Source organism: Secundilactobacillus hailunensis (assembly GCF_005405185.1).
GTDB classification, from domain to species: Bacteria; Bacillota; Bacilli; order Lactobacillales; family Lactobacillaceae; genus Secundilactobacillus; species Secundilactobacillus hailunensis.
The window spans coordinates 1-15,618 of sequence record NZ_BJDO01000050.1 but is presented as its reverse complement, the minus strand read 5'-3'; the positions used below and the strand labels follow the sequence as shown (position 1 = coordinate 15,618).

Genomic DNA, 15,618 nt, shown 5'->3' with positions numbered 1-15,618 from the left:
AACCAAGAAAACATGTTTATCCGAATCTTCCAAATCGCTGCTTAGTCCCTATTGCGAATGCCCCTAGAACAAAGGGTTATTTAGTGTACCCAAAATCCATTTAAAGGGTACAAAGTCCCGATATTTCCGATCTCGACCACTCAAATCCCGTAAGCAACAAAGAGCTTCCTCCGAAGAGAAAGCTCTAAATATAATCAAGTCGTTAATCAACACCGTTTGACAAAGACCCTAAAAAACGAAGTGAAATTTCCCCATTCAGGAAACTTAACTTCGTTTTTTCGTATATTATTACTGCTTAACATCCCAATCCTTGGGTGTTAAGTAATTATGAATCTGCTGTGATAATTGATCGATATTGGTGACCTTTAAGGCTGATACCGGTACGATTGTTGAAGCGCCTGCACGCTTTAACTGACCAGCAACGCGCTGAAAGTCTTCTGATTCAGTATCGTTATCGATCAAATCAATTTTATTAACGACACCGATTGCCGGACTGCTGAACATGGTGGAGAAGCCTTCAGGAAAAATCAAGCGGTTATCGTTAACCGCTTGAATAATCACGATCACACTGGCTTCCATTCCCGTAGTGGCAATGTTTGTATACATTCTCCGGTGTTCAATAAACTCACCCGGCGTATCAATGTAGTCTTGAATATATTCAATTGATTGTGTCTTATTGTAATGGTACGTCTGATCCGTTAATCGCTGAATGAGCGACGTTTTACCGCACCCAATCGGACCAACAAACATTGGTCGTTTGCCCATTATGCTTACCTCCAAATGATGACATCTTACATAGATAATAATAAATGCATCCACAGTTAATGTGAATGCATTTTTTAAACTGACTCTAAAAATGATGTTACTCATAAACGAGTAATATAAATTGCTATTTGAGTAAAGCGACTTCTAGTAACGAAGCAGCAATACCACCAACGAGTGGTCCACACATTGGAACCCATGCATATTCCCAGTGTGTGCGCCCACGATTAGGTACTGGCAAAATCGTGTATGCCAACCGTGGACCCCAGTCACGAGCTGGGTTCAAGGCGAATCCGGTAGTACTACCAAGTGCAGTACCAACGACGGTGATGACTAACCCAACAATCAGTGGCTTGAGACCTTGAGTAAAGTTACCCAAGTTCAGTAGGATAAAAACAAAGAAGAACGTTGCAATGACTTCTGAAAGAAAGTTCCAAATTGGTGCGCTAATTGCAGGTACAGTTGCGAAGATCCCAACTTGGTTACCTTCCTCTTCGGTCTTAGTTGCCTTAAAGTGCGGATAAAAGTGAATTATCACAATTGCCGCCCCAACAAAGGCTCCTAAAAATTGTCCTAACAGATAAGGAACAACCAAGCTCCACTTAAACAGTCCAGCAACCGCAAAACCAATCGTTACTGCAGGGTTAAGGTGTCCAGCAGACCCCAAAACACCAGCAGTATAAACACCCATGGTTACGGCCAGACCCCAGGAAAGAGATACGTACAGCCAGTTTGCGCCTTGGGCATAAGCCTTGTTCAAGTTAAAACTGGCACCGGTACCTGCACCTAGTGTAATCAGGACCATCGTCCCAAAAAACTCTCCAATAAAACCATTCATGTTTTCACCACGTTTCTTAAGTCTAGTTTGATCCAACAACTAATCATTTTAAAAATGCATCGCATATTGCATCACTATCAGAGCCGCTAAGACCGATTTCATCTTTAATAAAAGCGGTCATACCACCGAACTCGTAGTTGATCAGCGACAGCGGCTGCTCAATGTAATCCAAACTGACAACAGCTAAATCATGGATAGAATTCACGAAACGCTGTCCTAGCTGTTTATTTTTAGCTTCTTGTATCCGCGAGTTGATACGGTCTTTCGAAGCGGAATTGCTGTCTAAGTAATCCTGCAGGTTCCGCTGAGTATTCACTCCCAGTACTGCCAAAAGCAAATAGCTGCAGATGCCTGTCCGATCCTTTCCAGCTGAACAGTGAAATAGGATTCCACCGTCAGTTCGATGATCAAGAATCGCTTGAAAGAATGCACGATAGCCACAAATTGCGTGCGGATCAATTACCATTCTCCGATATGATTGCAACATACGCTCGTAGCCATACTCCGAATCGCGAGCGTATCGAGTATTAATTTCATCCAATGTCGACGTACTAGCCGTGACATCGTCGGGAAAAATGGGCACTTTAAGATAGTTAAATTCAGCGGATAGCTTATCGGGATAAGTCTTGACCTCATCTGGTGAACGCAGATCAATGATCGTCTTCACCCCATAATTTAACAGGTTTTGATTCCCCGTCTCGTTAATATCCGATAAGTACCCTGCACGAATCAATTTATGGTCAATAATTTTTCGATTATCCCGGCCTAGAATACCGCCTAGGTCACGTACATTAAATGCACCCGGGACCGTCAATAAATTCACCATGCCTTACAACCCCAATTTTTTAACCCAATTTGGATCATCTATCAGTGCAGATGCAACACCAGCCAAATCAGCCTGGTTCAGTGCATCGGTTAAAGTGTCGACCGAGTTGATTCCACCAACCGTAATAACCGGACAGTGAACCACTTTAGAGAACATCTTGACGACGTTAGTCACTTCAGGCAATACCAAAGCGGATTGCTTATAGTTCTTTAACGATAAGCTCAAATAATCAATTCCGAGGTGGCTCAACACTGCTGCTAAACCAATCGTGTCACTTAATGATATTCCCTCGGCTTGGTGTTCTTCTGGGCTTAAACGATAGCCAACCACAAAATTTGGTGATAACGACTTGGCTAACTTCACCAGCTTGGTCACTAAGATAGTTGCAAACCGTAAGCGGCCAACCAGATTAACACCGAACTGATCACGCCGGCGGTTGGACATTGGTGACAGGAACTGCTGCAGCAGAAACGAACTTGCCCCGTGCAATTCAACGCCATCAAACCCAGCCTTATAGGCCCGATCCGTTGCGGATAAGAAGTCCTTAATGATGCGGTTAATACCGTCCTCATCTAAGGCAGTCGGCTTTGGAAAGTCACCATAACCAGCAGCAATCGCGCTTGGCGCCACGATTGGTGTACCCGTGGTAGCCTTGGTCGTCATTCGACCGGCGTGGACTAACTGCAAGATGGCCTTAGAACCATCACCGTGAATCGTTGCCGCTAGCTTCGTTAGTCCCGGAATATCTGCATCCCGTGAAACACTCAAAGAGTGCTTACCAGGCTTGCCGTCCTGCGAAACGTACGCAGAACCGACAACGTCCAAACCAACGTCACGTGACCGGCCACGATGAAAAGTGATTGCGCGTTGACTAACCCGGCCATCAGACAGTGCGTTTTGCATATCGAGTGGCGCAAGCACGATGCGATTTTGTAATTCTAATTTGTTACTAATTTTAAACGGTTTCAAAATGGGCGATATGTCCATGCTAATCACTCCTAAGTTTTAGTAATGTTAGGTGTATCAAAGCCTAACATATCACCAAGTGTTGCAATCACTTGCTTTAGAGCCGACTCGACTTCAGATACTTCACCCACGATCACAACTGAGCCGCTAAACCGGTCAATGAAGCCCAGTTTAACATTGCCAGTCTTGGTGGCAATATCGCCAGCAATGATAGAAGTTTCAGCAGGGGTAATGGTCAAGATACCAAGTGCATTTTTAGGTGTTTGGATCCCAAGTTTCTCATAAATATCCGGTGTGGGATTAGCAATAATGTGCGCTAACGTCACCTGCTTACCTGGAACATATTCCTGAATCGTACGTTGAATGTCTCTAGCCAAGGTAACACCCCCTTTTTAAAGTCCTGCGATGCTCATCACATCTTTTGCAATAACAAGCTCTTCATTAGTTGGAATGACTGCAACATGAACCGGAGTGCCATCCGTACTAATTTTCAGAGTCTTTTGGGCATTTTGGGTGATTAACGCTAATCCCCCATAGCCTGATTTACAGTATCATCTTGCAAACCAGATTTGAATGCTCACCGAAGCCGGCTGTAATACCACTGGCTCAGACTAAATAGCGTCCTGGTAAATGGCAGCTAAATCTTCGTCAGTCGGTACAACAGGATTGCCAGGGAACGTAGCATCCTTCTTAGCATTTGCAACAATGGTTGCGCACTTCTTATCGGCTTCACTAGGATCAACACCAAATGCAGTCAATGATGCAGGACAGTGCATCTCACGCATCATTTGTTTGATGTAGTTAGTCAAATGATGAACCGCAATCTTATCGCCCATACCGTGAGCAGCTAAACCAGTCTTGCGAGCAACATCGGCGTACTTCTTCAGTGCTTCAGGACTCTTGCTGGCATTGTAGCTGACAACATAAGGCAACAGAATTGCACATGCTAAGCCATGCGGAACATGGAACTCGGCACCTAATTGGTGGGCAATTGAGTGGCAGATTCCAAGACCGGCATTATTGAAGGCCAAACCGGCTGCACAAGAAGCTTCGTGCACGATCTGACGTTCGTGAACGTCAGTACCATCATTTACACAGCCAACTAAGTGGTGTGCAATGACATCAATGGCCTTTTCAGACAAGGCTTCAGTAATCACGTTAGCATCACGGGCAACTAATGATTCTAGCCCATGAGTCATAACGTCCAAGCCGGAGTAAGCGGATACACTCTTAGGTGCCGTCATAACCAGTTTAGGATCCAAAAGTGCATAGTCTGGTGTCAGATGATCGTCCAAAATAGGGAATTTACGCCCTGCATCAGGATCAGAAATGACACTGGTATTAGTAACTTCTGAACCAGTACCACTAGTGGTTGGAATTGCAAAGAAGCACTTAACTTCTTCGCCCAAAATCTTTTCACCAAAGAACCGAATGGCTTTGGCAGTATCGATTGCTGAACCACCACCAATGGCAACGATAACCGTTGGCTTAACACCGATATACTGCTTAACACCTTCGATAATATTTGGCAGCGGTGGGTTAGGTTTCACATCTGAAAAGATGGAGACTTCGTTAGAACCGTTAACCTTACTAGTAATTTCTTTAAGGGTTGGTGTATTCGGCAGAAACGCGTCACACACCATAAAAATCTTTTCTTTAGAAATCGTTGACAGCTGGTTTAGACTATCAACTCCGGAAAAAATCTTTGTAGGAACTGAAAATGTTTCCATAACTTATTATGCCTCCCATATACGAGTAAAAATACTTCTGGTGGATCGAAACGACGCTGATGTACGCAACAACTATTTCTTCACCAGTGGGTGCTGTTATTAATACTGACGCACCTAAGCGTGCACATTAACAACAGCACCCGTACCAACGTAAGATCATCTAGAATTTGTGAGTGGCTAAAACAGTCTCATGAGTTCATCGACAGTCTTGAAGATTTTTCAATCATTATTTACTGGCTGGTTTCTTATCGCCATCAGTTACGAAATGGGATAGTTCCTCAGCCAAGATCTGCTTGATCTGCTCTTCAACTTTGTCCATGTTAACCCAGCCTCTTCATAAAGGAAGCAACTGTGGCTTCACAGATGGCTTCGTCTTCTTCGACTAAACCGCCACTGACACCAACCGCACCAATGAACTTATCGTTGATCTTCAATGGAATACCGCCTGGGAATGATACTAACTTACCACCCAAGCTGGTTCCCATTTCGTACAATGGGCCACCTGGTTGAATGTCTTTGCTGAAGTCTTTGGTTGGCATCTTCATTGAGAATGCTGACCAAGCCTTCTTAGGAGCCAATTCGCTACTTACTAAGTTAGCATTTGGCATGTGGTAAAGCATCCGCTCTACCCGACCTGAGTCGAGAAAGCAGAACGTTACGCCGACACCTAATTCGTTAGCTTTAGCGATCCCATCATTGATGGCATCTTCCATCCGCTTTTTATCGAAAACTGGATCGGCACTTTGATCTTCTGCCAAAATACCCTTAATAATTTCGCCAATGTGTTCTTCATTCATCGTATTATCCCTCTTTACATGCTTTATATCGCTTGAAAACTTCATCTACTAGATCATTGAGCTGGGCCTCATGATCCTCTGACCGGGCAATGATGTAGAAAAAGTCAGACATGCGATTGACGTATCTTTCTAGTTCTGGGCGAGTCTTGTTCTCCTTTGAGAAGCGAACAAATTGTCGCTCAGCACGCCGACAGACTGTTCGACAAACGTGAAGTTGAGCACCTGCTAAACTCGTTCCGGGTAAAATGAAGCTGGCAACTTTGGGCAGTTCTTCCGTGTACTGATCAATGACTGACTCGAGATACTTGGTATCCTTATCAGTAATTGACTTACTATTTTGCAAGAACTTCTTCGTATCAGATGTGGCAATTTCGCCCTGCAAGAAAAACATCTTATATTCTACTCGTCGTAGAATCTCCTTATTTTTCTCTGAGACACACATCTTCTCTGCCAAGCTGACATTTGCATTTAACTCGTCAAACGAACCGTAAGTTTCAACTCTAGTAGAACCTTTGTCGACTCTCAGCCCATCATACAGGCTGGTCTGTCCTTTATCGCCACCCTTTGTATAGATAGCCAAGAGATCATCCCTTTCAAGAATCAAATGTATCTATAATTCCAACAATTGCGCAATCAACAACATCGCGTTGTGTTCGCTCACCGACGTTAGCTTTACGGGCACCGGCACCATGTACTAGCAGTACGAATTCGCCAACTCCCGCACCGACTGTATCAGCAGCGACTTCCTGAGAACGCGTAGATTTGCCTTCAGCATCAATTGGTTGGACGATCATTAGTTTACGACCGACGAGTGATTTATCCTTTTGAGTTGAAACCACGCTGCCAATCACTTTTGCCATATACAATCTACATCATTCCTAACTTGTAATTGAATGTCTTTGAATCTCGCAATTTCTTCTGCATCAGCAGTTAATCTTTGATCTTGTGTCAATACAACGACGGATTTATCAGCGATGTCGGCTACTGCGGCACGTGATACATATCGACGTCTGAATGAATGGACTGGCCGCTTCGCGTCAACCACGAAGAGTACCGGCCAGTCGCGGATCATCTTAACGGGCAGGAACTTGGCAACTTTCGCAGAGACTTCAAAGCGAAAATTGATATCATATTCAAACCCTTGAGCGATCCACTTTACCCACTCATTTTCGGTGTTCATACTGTATAAATCTTTCAGCAATTGCAATGATATATTCATGATGTCAACGGTTGCATTGTTGACAAAAACCTCAGGACCTGGTGCGCTGGAATTATTGAAATAAGTGATTTGAATAGATTGTGTCTGGCGGTCGCGAATTTTTTTAATAACTTTCGCCATTAATTCATTCACTTAATCACCCCACATTCTCATTCGCACACATTCGATGATTTTACCGGCTGCGTCTGTACCAACGTTAGCATTGACCTCATCTGCATCAACTTCAGCAGTTATTGCCCAATGCTGTTAATGGTTGTTGATAAGAATTAAGCCTTTGGTAAAATGTTTTCAACTTCTGCGTGTGGACGAGGGATGACATATGAGCTAACAACTTCACCAATGTTTTCAGCTGCTGCAACACCGGCATCAACTGCGGCTTTAACGGCACCAACATCGCCACGAACCATAACAGTAACTAATCCGCTACCGATCTTTTCTTGGCCGACCATAGTGACGTTAGCAGCTTTAACCATGGCATCTGCACCTTCAATAGAGGCTACTAAACCTTTAGTTTCGATCATTCCTAATGCATTGTTCATAATTTTTTCCTCCAATTTATTACTTGTCGTTATTATTGTTTCTGTTGTTCTTACTATTGTTTGCTTTATTGTCAGTTGGTTTATTCCCAGTTGACTTTGTGTTCGGCTTCGGACTTGGCTTAGCATTCTGCCGTGAACTTGGTTTCGTGTTAGACCTAGTCGTTGTTGATGAAGACTTCGGCCGTGTAGGCGCAACAGACTCAGACTTCTTGGCAGATTTATTAATTGGGTAAGTGGTCTTCTTTGGTTGAGGCTTGGTGTTACCTAAAATGGCATCATCATCGCCAAGACCTGGAATACCTTCAGCAGGATTAGGAATCACGACTGAACTGATCACGTGATCACCAGCTGCTTCTTTACCAGCTTCAATTGAGACCTGCACCGCAGCAACATCGCCAGTGATACTGATCATTGACCAGCCACTGCCCATGGCACTTTGGATAGGTTGCAATTCAACATCGGCTGTTTTGAGCATTTTATCCGCTACAAAAATCCCGGTTGTTAAACCCTCAACTTCTAGATACCCTAATGATTTCATTCGGTTTCACTCCCTTTGAACAGTTTAAATGGCGTGCCTTTCACCAATCGAGCAGCGTTAGCACCCAGTGCGCGAAGTTGAGCATTATTTTGCATTGGGACGGTGAACAATGGTTCTCGTGGCTGCAGGTTTTTATAGTGCAAGACAACTGATTGCGCATCATACGCTATTCCGACTGCCAGTTTAGAATGAAGCGCTGCTTGATAAGCATTGTCAACTTTGTCACCCTCATTAATGACGGCAACGGAGAGGGGAATTTCCTCTTCTTCGACGCCATTTAATAATTCGGACAGGTTAGTTAAATCCGCTCCCTTTTGGGGGACAGCCAAAACGATCGACGGAATATGACTATCAGTTTCGATCATGACTGAGCCCTTCTTTCACGGGAGTAAGAAATAATTAGCCCCGTTGCCACAGCGTTTCGTGGCCCTTCAATCGAACGAATGTTACCTCGACCGGCAACTAAGCTGTAATGTGATAATTCATCGGTGACGAATTGTGGAATTTCAAAGTCCAATGCTGAACCACCCACAATGACCACGAATGGAATATCACGAATGTTACCTGTTGGGCTCACGTGCTTCAATGCTCGGATAGCGTTTTCAACGAAGACCCGTTTCTTAGCACTTTGGCGCACCATCTTAATCTGTTCAATATTGAGATTATTCGGAACTGGTGTGAAACCATCAGGCTTAACAACAACAACTTTTGCAAAAATATCAGATGGTAACGGTTTTTCGAAGAATTGAACGGAACCGTCTTCGTGACGAATTTGGAATAAATTCTCTACTTTTGCTAACGGATAGCGTTTAATTTCTTCAGCCAAACTTTCGTCATGCAATCCTAACTCGGAATTGATGATCATGGTAACCATGTCACCAGCGCCGGCTAAGTGAATGGCAACGATGTCATTTTGCTTGTTAATGATCGAAGCATCGGTTGAACCGGCACCTAAATCAAGAATGGCAATTGGCTTAGTCGTCCCTGGGGTGGTCAAAGCACCTTGAATCGCAGCTTCAGCTTCAGCACCACCGATTTCAACTTGAACGCCCATTTGAGCGTGGATCAAGTCCGCAATGCGTTGCATCTGCAGGTGGTCTGACTTAACCATCGCAGCGATCCCAACAGCTTGTTCGTTAGAGAACTCACCGGCTAGACCACCTTGAACCTTAACGGGCACGTTGGTATCAACGGCTAGTAAATCTTGAATAGCAATTTGCTTATTCTGTTTACCAGTCAGATCCGCCATGGTTTGACGAACCTTTTCCAGCATACCGCCAACGTTAGTACCAGATTCACCAGTAATATCGGCAATACTGTGGAAATCGCCGACCTTCTTCATGATGGCATCAGCACCACCAGCCACGTCAACGCTTTCACTGCCAGTATCACCCTGAATCTTGATACTCCCAGCAGGAATGATTCTCGCTTTAACATCACCTTCAGGCGTCTTAATGACAACCGCGGAACGGTTGCCAATTAAGGCACGTGAGACAGGCACGATATTTTTAGTTTCTTCCGATGTCAGATTAAACAGCGTTGCAATACCGTATGGGTTGGATAATTGGGAAATGACTCGCCCTTTATCAGCAACTTCAACGGCCGCCAACATGTTAATTGGCACCTTATCGATCAGTGATACTTCATCGACGATTGGAATCCTGTGTTCCAGCCGATTATCAACCAGAACACCATCATCATTTTGAAGAATTGCCGCCGTAATCTTAAAACCAGAATTAACGTACATATTGATCAGCTTAGCAACATCAGCAAAATCAATGCCACCAGGTACCACTACAATGTATGAACGTTTGTGATCGGCTTGTTTAACCAGATCCAATAGTCCAATGGTATATCCGGCACCAATGCCGAGACCGCCTGGAGTATTGGGGTTATGCCCAATCATCGTTGACTCAGTGATAATCGTTTCAGAAATGGTTTCCATCGCCACATCACCAATAACTGGTGTGGCTTCATTTACCCGGATCAGGTCAATATCGTCAATTTCGAACTTCGTGGGTTTAAGCAGCCGGCTGATTGATTCTCGAATACCAGTCATGTTTTGCTTAGTCCCTTTGATGCCAGTCGTTGCCGCTATTCCTGAACCAATAAATTTAATTTGGCCATCATCCGAAACTTCGGCTAAGGCAGTTTCCGTCGATGAGTTCCCGATATCTACACCGATAACTCGTTTCATCGCGTCCACTCCTAACTAGTTATCGCCTTTCAGCTTCTTTCTGGTTTCGTAGTTGTCAGCTGCTTCTTTGAACCAGTTTGAACATACTTTGGCGTTATACTTGTTTAATAATTCATCTGCAATATCCAATAATTCCTGTTTAGTTGACCGGTATGGACGTAATGCACCGTACATTTCCAGTAAACGAGCATCGGGGATCTTGGTTAATTCAGCGGCCCGTTGCATGTTACGTTGAATAGCAGCACGACCGGCACTCTTAGCAATTTGACCTTGCATCCGTAATGTATCTGGTGCAATCCGCAGATCCTTTGGTCCGATCTTGTTGTTTAAGACGTTATCAAAGGTAATGTCCTTTAAATCTTCACCTGATGCTGACTTTACTAAGTCTGGGTGCTTCTTAAATAGTGGATAGTCGCTGGCATCAAGTTCTTTAGATGGCAGACTTGAAGTGTTATCAGTGTCTGTATTAGATGAACTTGAGCTTTGGTTTACTTGTGCACCGAGTTGACTAGCAACTTTTGCGACTAAATCATCAATCTCACTCATTCTGATACCTCCTAATCAAAGTTAACTTCGATTTCTTCAGCAGGTTTACCAACAACAACCTGTTTCGTCTCTTTAATATGCAACAATGCTGAAATAGCTTGGTAAGCCACACGAGCCATTTGGTCGTTGACCGTTGGAACAGGGCTAGGTGACATACTCTTTGCATATTGGGCAGCGTTCTTACCGATCTGACGGTAAGTATCCAACGTCAAAACTGGTGCTTGTGGGAATAATTCCAAGTTTGACAGTGGGTCTTGGTCCTTTTGGTGAATAACAGTTGTACCCTTTGATTGGATACCAATTGCGATTCCAGAACCAGAAAGCTTATCACCTTCAGCGGCACAGAACGAAACATCAGAAGTCCGGTAGACCTTAATGACACGGGCCTTGAGTCCTTCTTCTTCGATCCCTGCGACAAGCTGACGTAAGATATCTTTGTGAGATAATCCGGTCATGTTCTTAGTTAAAACTTCAGCAAAAGCTGGGGCAACCGCAATCACAACTTCGTCTTGAGAGAAACCTTGTTTAGCGACACCGGTATGTTTGAACCAATCCAATTTTTCTTCAGGTACGGCATGATCCAAAGTTGAGCGGTCCTCAGCGGTCTGAGTTCCAGTTGGCGTACCTGCCGTAGCAGTTGCAGCCCCTTTGTCATCTTTGAATGAAATTGGCTTATCAGTCGTCTTAACACCTGATTCAACTAGTACCTGTTTAATAATTCGTTTGAGTAAATCTTCATCAATAGTATTTGACACAGCACTTACCTCCTTAGCTGGCTAGAATTGCATGTGTCCAGGATCCATCGCAAATGGCACATTCTTGATTCGTTCCCATTCATCCTTATCGTTTTGTAGACGATATCCAGTACCAGGGCCTTGGTAATCATTAGGGTTGTTTACAGCTGAAATGATGTTCCAATTCTTGTCGAAGATGGATGATGTTTGCAGGAAGTCACCGCAGACCTTTTGCTTTTGAAGGTCAAGAACAGCTTGAGCAACGTCTTTGAAGCCGGAGTCATTCAAAGCCTTAACGATGTCAATGGCAGTAATACCACGATCAAGTAATTCTTGAGCAGCCTTCATATCTTCAACCATGTTACGATCTGGCATATCCTTTGAACTGTTAGCATAGGTAGCAGCTTCAACTTCTTCATCAGTAATCTTTGGCAGACCTAACTGATCAAAGACAGCTTGGATAGCATGGGCAGCCTTGCTACGAATCTTAATGATATCTTGTTCGTCAACTGGGTGAATCCCACCATTGACAGCCAAATCACGTTCCATGATGTAGTAGTCATCGTAGTCGTAAGCATCAGTGTTAGAACCAGCGAAGGTGTTATCGTAGTTAGGTGTTGATGAGTAACCAGATGAAATGTAGTCAGTACCAGCGATAAATTGACCGATCATACGTTCAGTCCGACGCATATCTGAGTGTGAGAATGATTGGTCACAGCCAGAAGCACATTCGATATCCATCATCATGCATAAGAGGTTTTCACCTAATACTGAACGGATACCTGAAGGAACGGCACCTGGAATACCAATGCAACTAACACCACCGTTTTGCAGGCCTTGAACACCTGAAGCCTTGGTGATAAAGATGCATCGTGATTCAAGGTAAAGCATTGACTTGCCTTCGGTGTAGCCCATCATAACTTCAGAACCTGAACCGGAAGTAAACCGCATCTTCAAACCACGTGAAGCGTAGCAAGATGCCAAGAATCCTTTAGACCATGGTGTATCATCACCATCGGTAAAGACTTGGTCAGTCCCGTAAACAGAAATGGTTTCAGCATAAGCAGTGAAGCCTTTCATACCTAAGTTTAATTCGGTAGCTTCCTCAACAGAGCATTGAGATAAGACACCTGGACGACCAGTTTGAGCACCGACTAACAATGAAATGGCGTTAAATGGAGCGTAACGAGCAACCGCAGTGGTGGTTTCAAGTTCAGGGAACCCACGTTGAGCGGCATCAGCAGCATCAGCGGCAATCAAAACTGGGTTATCACGAACGTTGGTAACGTGAGCTTGGGTAGCTGGTGTACGACGAGCACGCATCTTTTGAACGGCCATGATCATTTCACCGAAGTTCAACTTACTAATAACCTCTTCAGCCTTAGCTGGGGTTAATGATAAGGTAACTTTGATAACATCCTTACGTGAGACATTGGGATCAACTAACATATTAGCAATCTTAGTAGAATCCATGGCCATAACCTTTTCGGCGTTGTCCAATACGATCCCATATTCAGCAATATATGAATCAATCAAATCAAAGTCTTCGCGCTTCTTACCATCAAGTTCAGTCACAACGCCATTTTCAATCTTGATACTTGGCTTTGGATCGTTAGGACCCATCATGGCAACTAAACCTTCGCTAGGCCACTCTTTAACAAAACCATCTTGATGAATGGGACGCTTTTCTAGCATTTCAAATCGTTTTTGTCTTTTCAAGATTTTTGCCCTCCCTACTTAATGTAAGATGGAAAATCAGCAACTGGTTGTTTGCCTAATTCAGCTAATAACTTCAGTCCGACTTCACGGCCGGCCATAACAGCTTGACGAACAGCTCCTGAATCACCACTCATGTGAACCATACCTTCGTTAGAGAAACTGGTACCATGACCTGGTGAAGCAAATGATAAGACGTCTACTGAAGCCGTCTTGATTGCTGTATCAGCCATGACAACACCAATACCTGAAGGCGCGCCACAAACTAAACCATATGCTTTTCCAACAGGTGCACCAAATGCCAAGTGGCATGCGCCCGCTGCACTAGCAGTAAATTGTAATTCCAAATGTCCTGCTGGTGAGTTATAAACATCACCAAAGTGCTTTGGCAGACCATCCAAAGCAACCTGAATCGCTTGACGACAATCTGAAGGATCATAGCCACCGATTAAGATCAAAGACCCATGACCGGCACCGCCTTTAGTATCACGAGGCAATTCAATATCAATTACTTCAGTGTTGGTTGCTTTAACGGCATCGTCCATTGATAAGATCTGTGGACCGGCACCTGAACGAGCACTTAAAATACCAATTACTGAATACTTCTTAGTTAAAGTCAATTTATCCAGTAAAAGTTGATCAACAGCTGGGATAACCATCCCAATTGTGTCACCGATATGACTTGCACCAACGAACTCAGAAATGGAGCTCGTTGAATTTAGAAAATCATTCATGTCTTCCCTCCTGACTTGTTAAGTAATCTCTACTACCTTTAATCAGCAATAAAGGTTAAGTAATTATCGTTCCATTCTCTACTTCTTTTCAGCAGGTGATGGTGTTGTTGGTAAAATCTTTTCAACATCTTGATGCGGACGAGGGATTACGTAACTCGAAACCACTTCGCCAATGTTTTCAGCTGCTGCAACACCTGCTTCTACAGATGCATTAACAGCGCCAACATCGCCACGAACCATAATTGTTACCAGCCCGTGTCCAATTTTCTCCTGTCCAACCAAGTTAACGTTTGCAGCTTTAACCATGGCGTCGGCAGCTTCGATTGACGCAACTAAACCTTTAGTTTCGATTAATCCAAGAGCTTCTTGTCCCATAATTGTATAGCCTCCTTAAGTTTGTGAACTTGTTCGCTTCCATCAATTGAAAGTGCTTTTATTATATGGGATTTTGCTAGCACTATCTTAGAGAATCCTGGTCTTTTTATGATTGATATGAACATCACAAGGTCACAATATTGATACTTTTTGCATTAAAGTATTATTTTCACAATACAACTTGGCATACTGACAGTTTTAAAAAGTAATTATCAAATTTATGTACATCAGCTGGTTTTTTTGGTACTATCTTGTTAATATTCCAAATATTTATTGACTTATATACACATATGTTATAAAAAGTAAGAAAACCTGGAGGTAAACTGATGAAAATATATACGCGACATGGTGACAAAGGTAAGACTCAAATTATTGGGGCATCAATGATCCCTAAAAGTGACAGTCGGGTTGAAGCTTACGGAACAGTCGATGAGCTTAATTCATGGGTCGGTTATACTGCCTCGATCTTAACTAGCAAGACGCAGGAAATGCGTGCTGAACTAGAAGAAATTCAGCAAATTCTATTCGATATTGGCCGAGACTTAGCAACTATTTCAACGGATAAAAAGCACGAGTACGTATTTACCGATGACTTGTCTGCTAAACAAACGAAGTGGCTGGAAGATCTAATTGATAAGTACGTTGCAGCAGCACCGAAGATCGACCGCTTCATTTTACCCGGTGGTTCACCGGAAGCATCCGCCTTTCACGTGGCACGAACGATCACCCGTCGTGCAGAACGCCGAATAGTGGCACTGCAAGAACAAGATAGTATTAATGCCAATACCATGGTATTTATTAATCGCTTGTCCGATTACTTCTTTGCCGCAGCCCGCTACGCTAATGTGAAAAATGGTCAAGACGACATTTTATACCGGAACGGTAACCCAGTGTTCAAATAAATCATAAATGACACCAAAAAAGCTTCGTAATGGTTAAAACAAACCATTACGAAGCTTTTTTGGTCCGATACACAAATAATGTCATTAAATTGATACTTTAACGTGTAGTGCTAGTTTTGTAACATTTGTCGAGTAGCCCATTGATTAAAGCAAATTATATGCAAAAACCCCGCATTTGCGGTAGCTTCTAAGGTGACTA

20 protein-coding genes are annotated in these 15,618 nt (G+C 43.5%); 1 reads left to right on the top strand and 19 read right to left on the bottom strand.

The window, feature by feature from the left end; translation table 11 throughout:
- Positions 1-288: 288 nt before the first annotated feature.
- The 19 genes from FFM73_RS10575 to FFM73_RS10485 all read right to left on the bottom strand — a co-directional run bounded on the left by FFM73_RS10575 (position 289) and on the right by FFM73_RS10485 (position 14,517).
- Positions 289-765 carry a EutP/PduV family microcompartment system protein gene (locus tag FFM73_RS10575; protein WP_137631699.1) on the bottom strand — a complete coding sequence of 159 codons (477 nt, stop codon included), beginning with the start codon at positions 763-765 and terminating at the stop codon, positions 289-291.
- A 124-nt stretch (positions 766-889) separates the two neighbouring features.
- Positions 890-1,600: an MIP/aquaporin family protein gene (locus FFM73_RS10570; RefSeq protein ID WP_137631698.1), complete on the bottom strand. Its 711-nt coding sequence runs from the start codon at positions 1,598-1,600 to the stop codon at positions 890-892.
- Between the two features lie 43 nt (positions 1,601-1,643).
- A complete protein-coding gene (locus tag FFM73_RS10565; RefSeq protein WP_137631697.1) occupies positions 1,644-2,426 on the bottom strand; it encodes a tyrosine-protein phosphatase in 783 nt (260 codons plus the stop codon).
- Between the two features lie 3 nt (positions 2,427-2,429).
- The gene (locus FFM73_RS10560; protein WP_137631696.1) at positions 2,430-3,413 is read right to left on the bottom strand and encodes an oxidoreductase; all 984 of its coding nucleotides are present in this window, start codon (positions 3,411-3,413) and stop codon (positions 2,430-2,432) included.
- 11 nt (positions 3,414-3,424) lie between these two features.
- Positions 3,425-3,769: a BMC domain-containing protein gene (locus FFM73_RS10555; RefSeq protein ID WP_054656309.1), complete on the bottom strand. Its 345-nt coding sequence runs from the start codon at positions 3,767-3,769 to the stop codon at positions 3,425-3,427.
- Between the two features lie 234 nt (positions 3,770-4,003).
- Complete coding sequence (locus tag FFM73_RS10550) at positions 4,004-5,122, bottom strand: 1-propanol dehydrogenase PduQ (protein WP_137631695.1); 1,119 nt, start codon at positions 5,120-5,122, stop codon at positions 4,004-4,006.
- Between the two features lie 320 nt (positions 5,123-5,442).
- Positions 5,443-5,919, bottom strand: coding sequence for a GlcG/HbpS family heme-binding protein (locus tag FFM73_RS10545; protein WP_089136224.1), 477 nt, complete (start codon positions 5,917-5,919; stop codon positions 5,443-5,445).
- 4 nt (positions 5,920-5,923) lie between these two features.
- Positions 5,924-6,499, bottom strand: a complete 576-nt coding sequence (locus FFM73_RS10540) for a cob(I)yrinic acid a,c-diamide adenosyltransferase (RefSeq protein WP_137631694.1) — start codon at positions 6,497-6,499, stop codon at positions 5,924-5,926.
- 13 nt (positions 6,500-6,512) lie between these two features.
- Positions 6,513-6,785, bottom strand: a complete 273-nt coding sequence (locus FFM73_RS10535; RefSeq protein ID WP_054656307.1) for a EutN/CcmL family microcompartment protein — start codon at positions 6,783-6,785, stop codon at positions 6,513-6,515.
- Positions 6,767-7,270 (bottom strand): PduM family microcompartment protein, encoded by a 504-nt coding sequence (gene pduM, locus FFM73_RS10530; protein WP_137631693.1) that lies wholly within the window; start codon positions 7,268-7,270, stop codon positions 6,767-6,769. Before pduM ends, FFM73_RS10535 begins: the two co-directional genes overlap by 19 nt.
- Before the next feature lie 134 nt (positions 7,271-7,404).
- Positions 7,405-7,680 carry a BMC domain-containing protein gene (locus FFM73_RS10525; RefSeq protein WP_290123441.1) on the bottom strand — a complete coding sequence of 92 codons (276 nt, stop codon included), beginning with the start codon at positions 7,678-7,680 and terminating at the stop codon, positions 7,405-7,407.
- Between the two features lie 16 nt (positions 7,681-7,696).
- A complete protein-coding gene (locus tag FFM73_RS10520) occupies positions 7,697-8,215 on the bottom strand; it encodes a BMC domain-containing protein (protein ID WP_137631692.1) in 519 nt (172 codons plus the stop codon).
- A complete protein-coding gene (locus tag FFM73_RS10515; protein ID WP_137631691.1) occupies positions 8,212-8,580 on the bottom strand; it encodes a glycerol dehydratase reactivase beta/small subunit family protein in 369 nt (122 codons plus the stop codon). Before FFM73_RS10515 ends, FFM73_RS10520 begins: the two co-directional genes overlap by 4 nt.
- A complete protein-coding gene (locus FFM73_RS10510) occupies positions 8,577-10,412 on the bottom strand; it encodes a diol dehydratase reactivase subunit alpha (RefSeq protein ID WP_137631690.1) in 1,836 nt (611 codons plus the stop codon). Before FFM73_RS10510 ends, FFM73_RS10515 begins: the two co-directional genes overlap by 4 nt.
- Before the next feature lie 15 nt (positions 10,413-10,427).
- Positions 10,428-10,958, bottom strand: a complete 531-nt coding sequence (locus FFM73_RS10505) for a diol dehydratase small subunit (RefSeq protein WP_137631689.1) — start codon at positions 10,956-10,958, stop codon at positions 10,428-10,430.
- Positions 10,959-10,969: 11 nt separating this feature from the next.
- Entirely contained in the window at positions 10,970-11,713 is a 744-nt protein-coding gene (locus FFM73_RS10500) for a propanediol/glycerol family dehydratase medium subunit (protein WP_137631688.1), read from the bottom strand.
- A 21-nt stretch (positions 11,714-11,734) separates the two neighbouring features.
- On the bottom strand, positions 11,735-13,411 hold the full coding sequence (locus FFM73_RS10495) for a propanediol/glycerol family dehydratase large subunit (protein WP_137631687.1): 1,677 nt from the start codon (positions 13,409-13,411) through the stop codon (positions 11,735-11,737).
- 14 nt (positions 13,412-13,425) lie between these two features.
- Positions 13,426-14,142: a propanediol utilization microcompartment protein PduB gene (gene pduB / locus FFM73_RS10490; protein WP_137631686.1), complete on the bottom strand. Its 717-nt coding sequence runs from the start codon at positions 14,140-14,142 to the stop codon at positions 13,426-13,428.
- A 78-nt stretch (positions 14,143-14,220) separates the two neighbouring features.
- The gene (locus FFM73_RS10485; protein WP_089136220.1) at positions 14,221-14,517 is read right to left on the bottom strand and encodes a BMC domain-containing protein; all 297 of its coding nucleotides are present in this window, start codon (positions 14,515-14,517) and stop codon (positions 14,221-14,223) included.
- A 326-nt stretch (positions 14,518-14,843) separates the two neighbouring features.
- On the opposite strand from FFM73_RS10485, the gene FFM73_RS10480 reads away from it, so the two are divergent.
- Positions 14,844-15,419, top strand: coding sequence for a cob(I)yrinic acid a,c-diamide adenosyltransferase (locus FFM73_RS10480; RefSeq protein WP_171001278.1), 576 nt, complete (start codon positions 14,844-14,846; stop codon positions 15,417-15,419).
- Positions 15,420-15,618 lie beyond the last annotated feature (199 nt).

Excerpts from the sequence above, each read along its gene's own strand:
- FFM73_RS10575 (WP_137631699.1), bottom strand. The coding sequence starts at position 765 with ATGGGCAAACGACCAATGTTTGTTGGTCCGATTGGGTGCGGTAAAACG.
- FFM73_RS10570 (WP_137631698.1), bottom strand. The coding sequence starts at position 1,600 with ATGAATGGTTTTATTGGAGAGTTTTTTGGGACGATGGTCCTGATTACA.
- FFM73_RS10565 (WP_137631697.1), bottom strand. The coding sequence starts at position 2,426 with ATGGTGAATTTATTGACGGTCCCGGGTGCATTTAATGTACGTGACCTA.
- FFM73_RS10560 (WP_137631696.1), bottom strand. The coding sequence starts at position 3,413 with ATGGACATATCGCCCATTTTGAAACCGTTTAAAATTAGTAACAAATTA.
- FFM73_RS10550 (WP_137631695.1), bottom strand. The coding sequence starts at position 5,122 with ATGGAAACATTTTCAGTTCCTACAAAGATTTTTTCCGGAGTTGATAGT.
- FFM73_RS10545 (WP_089136224.1), bottom strand. The coding sequence starts at position 5,919 with ATGAATGAAGAACACATTGGCGAAATTATTAAGGGTATTTTGGCAGAA.
- FFM73_RS10520 (WP_137631692.1), bottom strand. The coding sequence starts at position 8,215 with ATGAAATCATTAGGGTATCTAGAAGTTGAGGGTTTAACAACCGGGATT.
- FFM73_RS10515 (WP_137631691.1), bottom strand. The coding sequence starts at position 8,580 with ATGATCGAAACTGATAGTCATATTCCGTCGATCGTTTTGGCTGTCCCC.
- FFM73_RS10510 (WP_137631690.1), bottom strand. The coding sequence starts at position 10,412 with ATGAAACGAGTTATCGGTGTAGATATCGGGAACTCATCGACGGAAACT.
- FFM73_RS10505 (WP_137631689.1), bottom strand. The coding sequence starts at position 10,958 with ATGAGTGAGATTGATGATTTAGTCGCAAAAGTTGCTAGTCAACTCGGT.
- pduB (WP_137631686.1), bottom strand. The coding sequence starts at position 14,142 with ATGAATGATTTTCTAAATTCAACGAGCTCCATTTCTGAGTTCGTTGGT.
- FFM73_RS10485 (WP_089136220.1), bottom strand. The coding sequence starts at position 14,517 with ATGGGACAAGAAGCTCTTGGATTAATCGAAACTAAAGGTTTAGTTGCG.
- FFM73_RS10480 (WP_171001278.1), top strand. The coding sequence starts at position 14,844 with ATGAAAATATATACGCGACATGGTGACAAAGGTAAGACTCAAATTATT.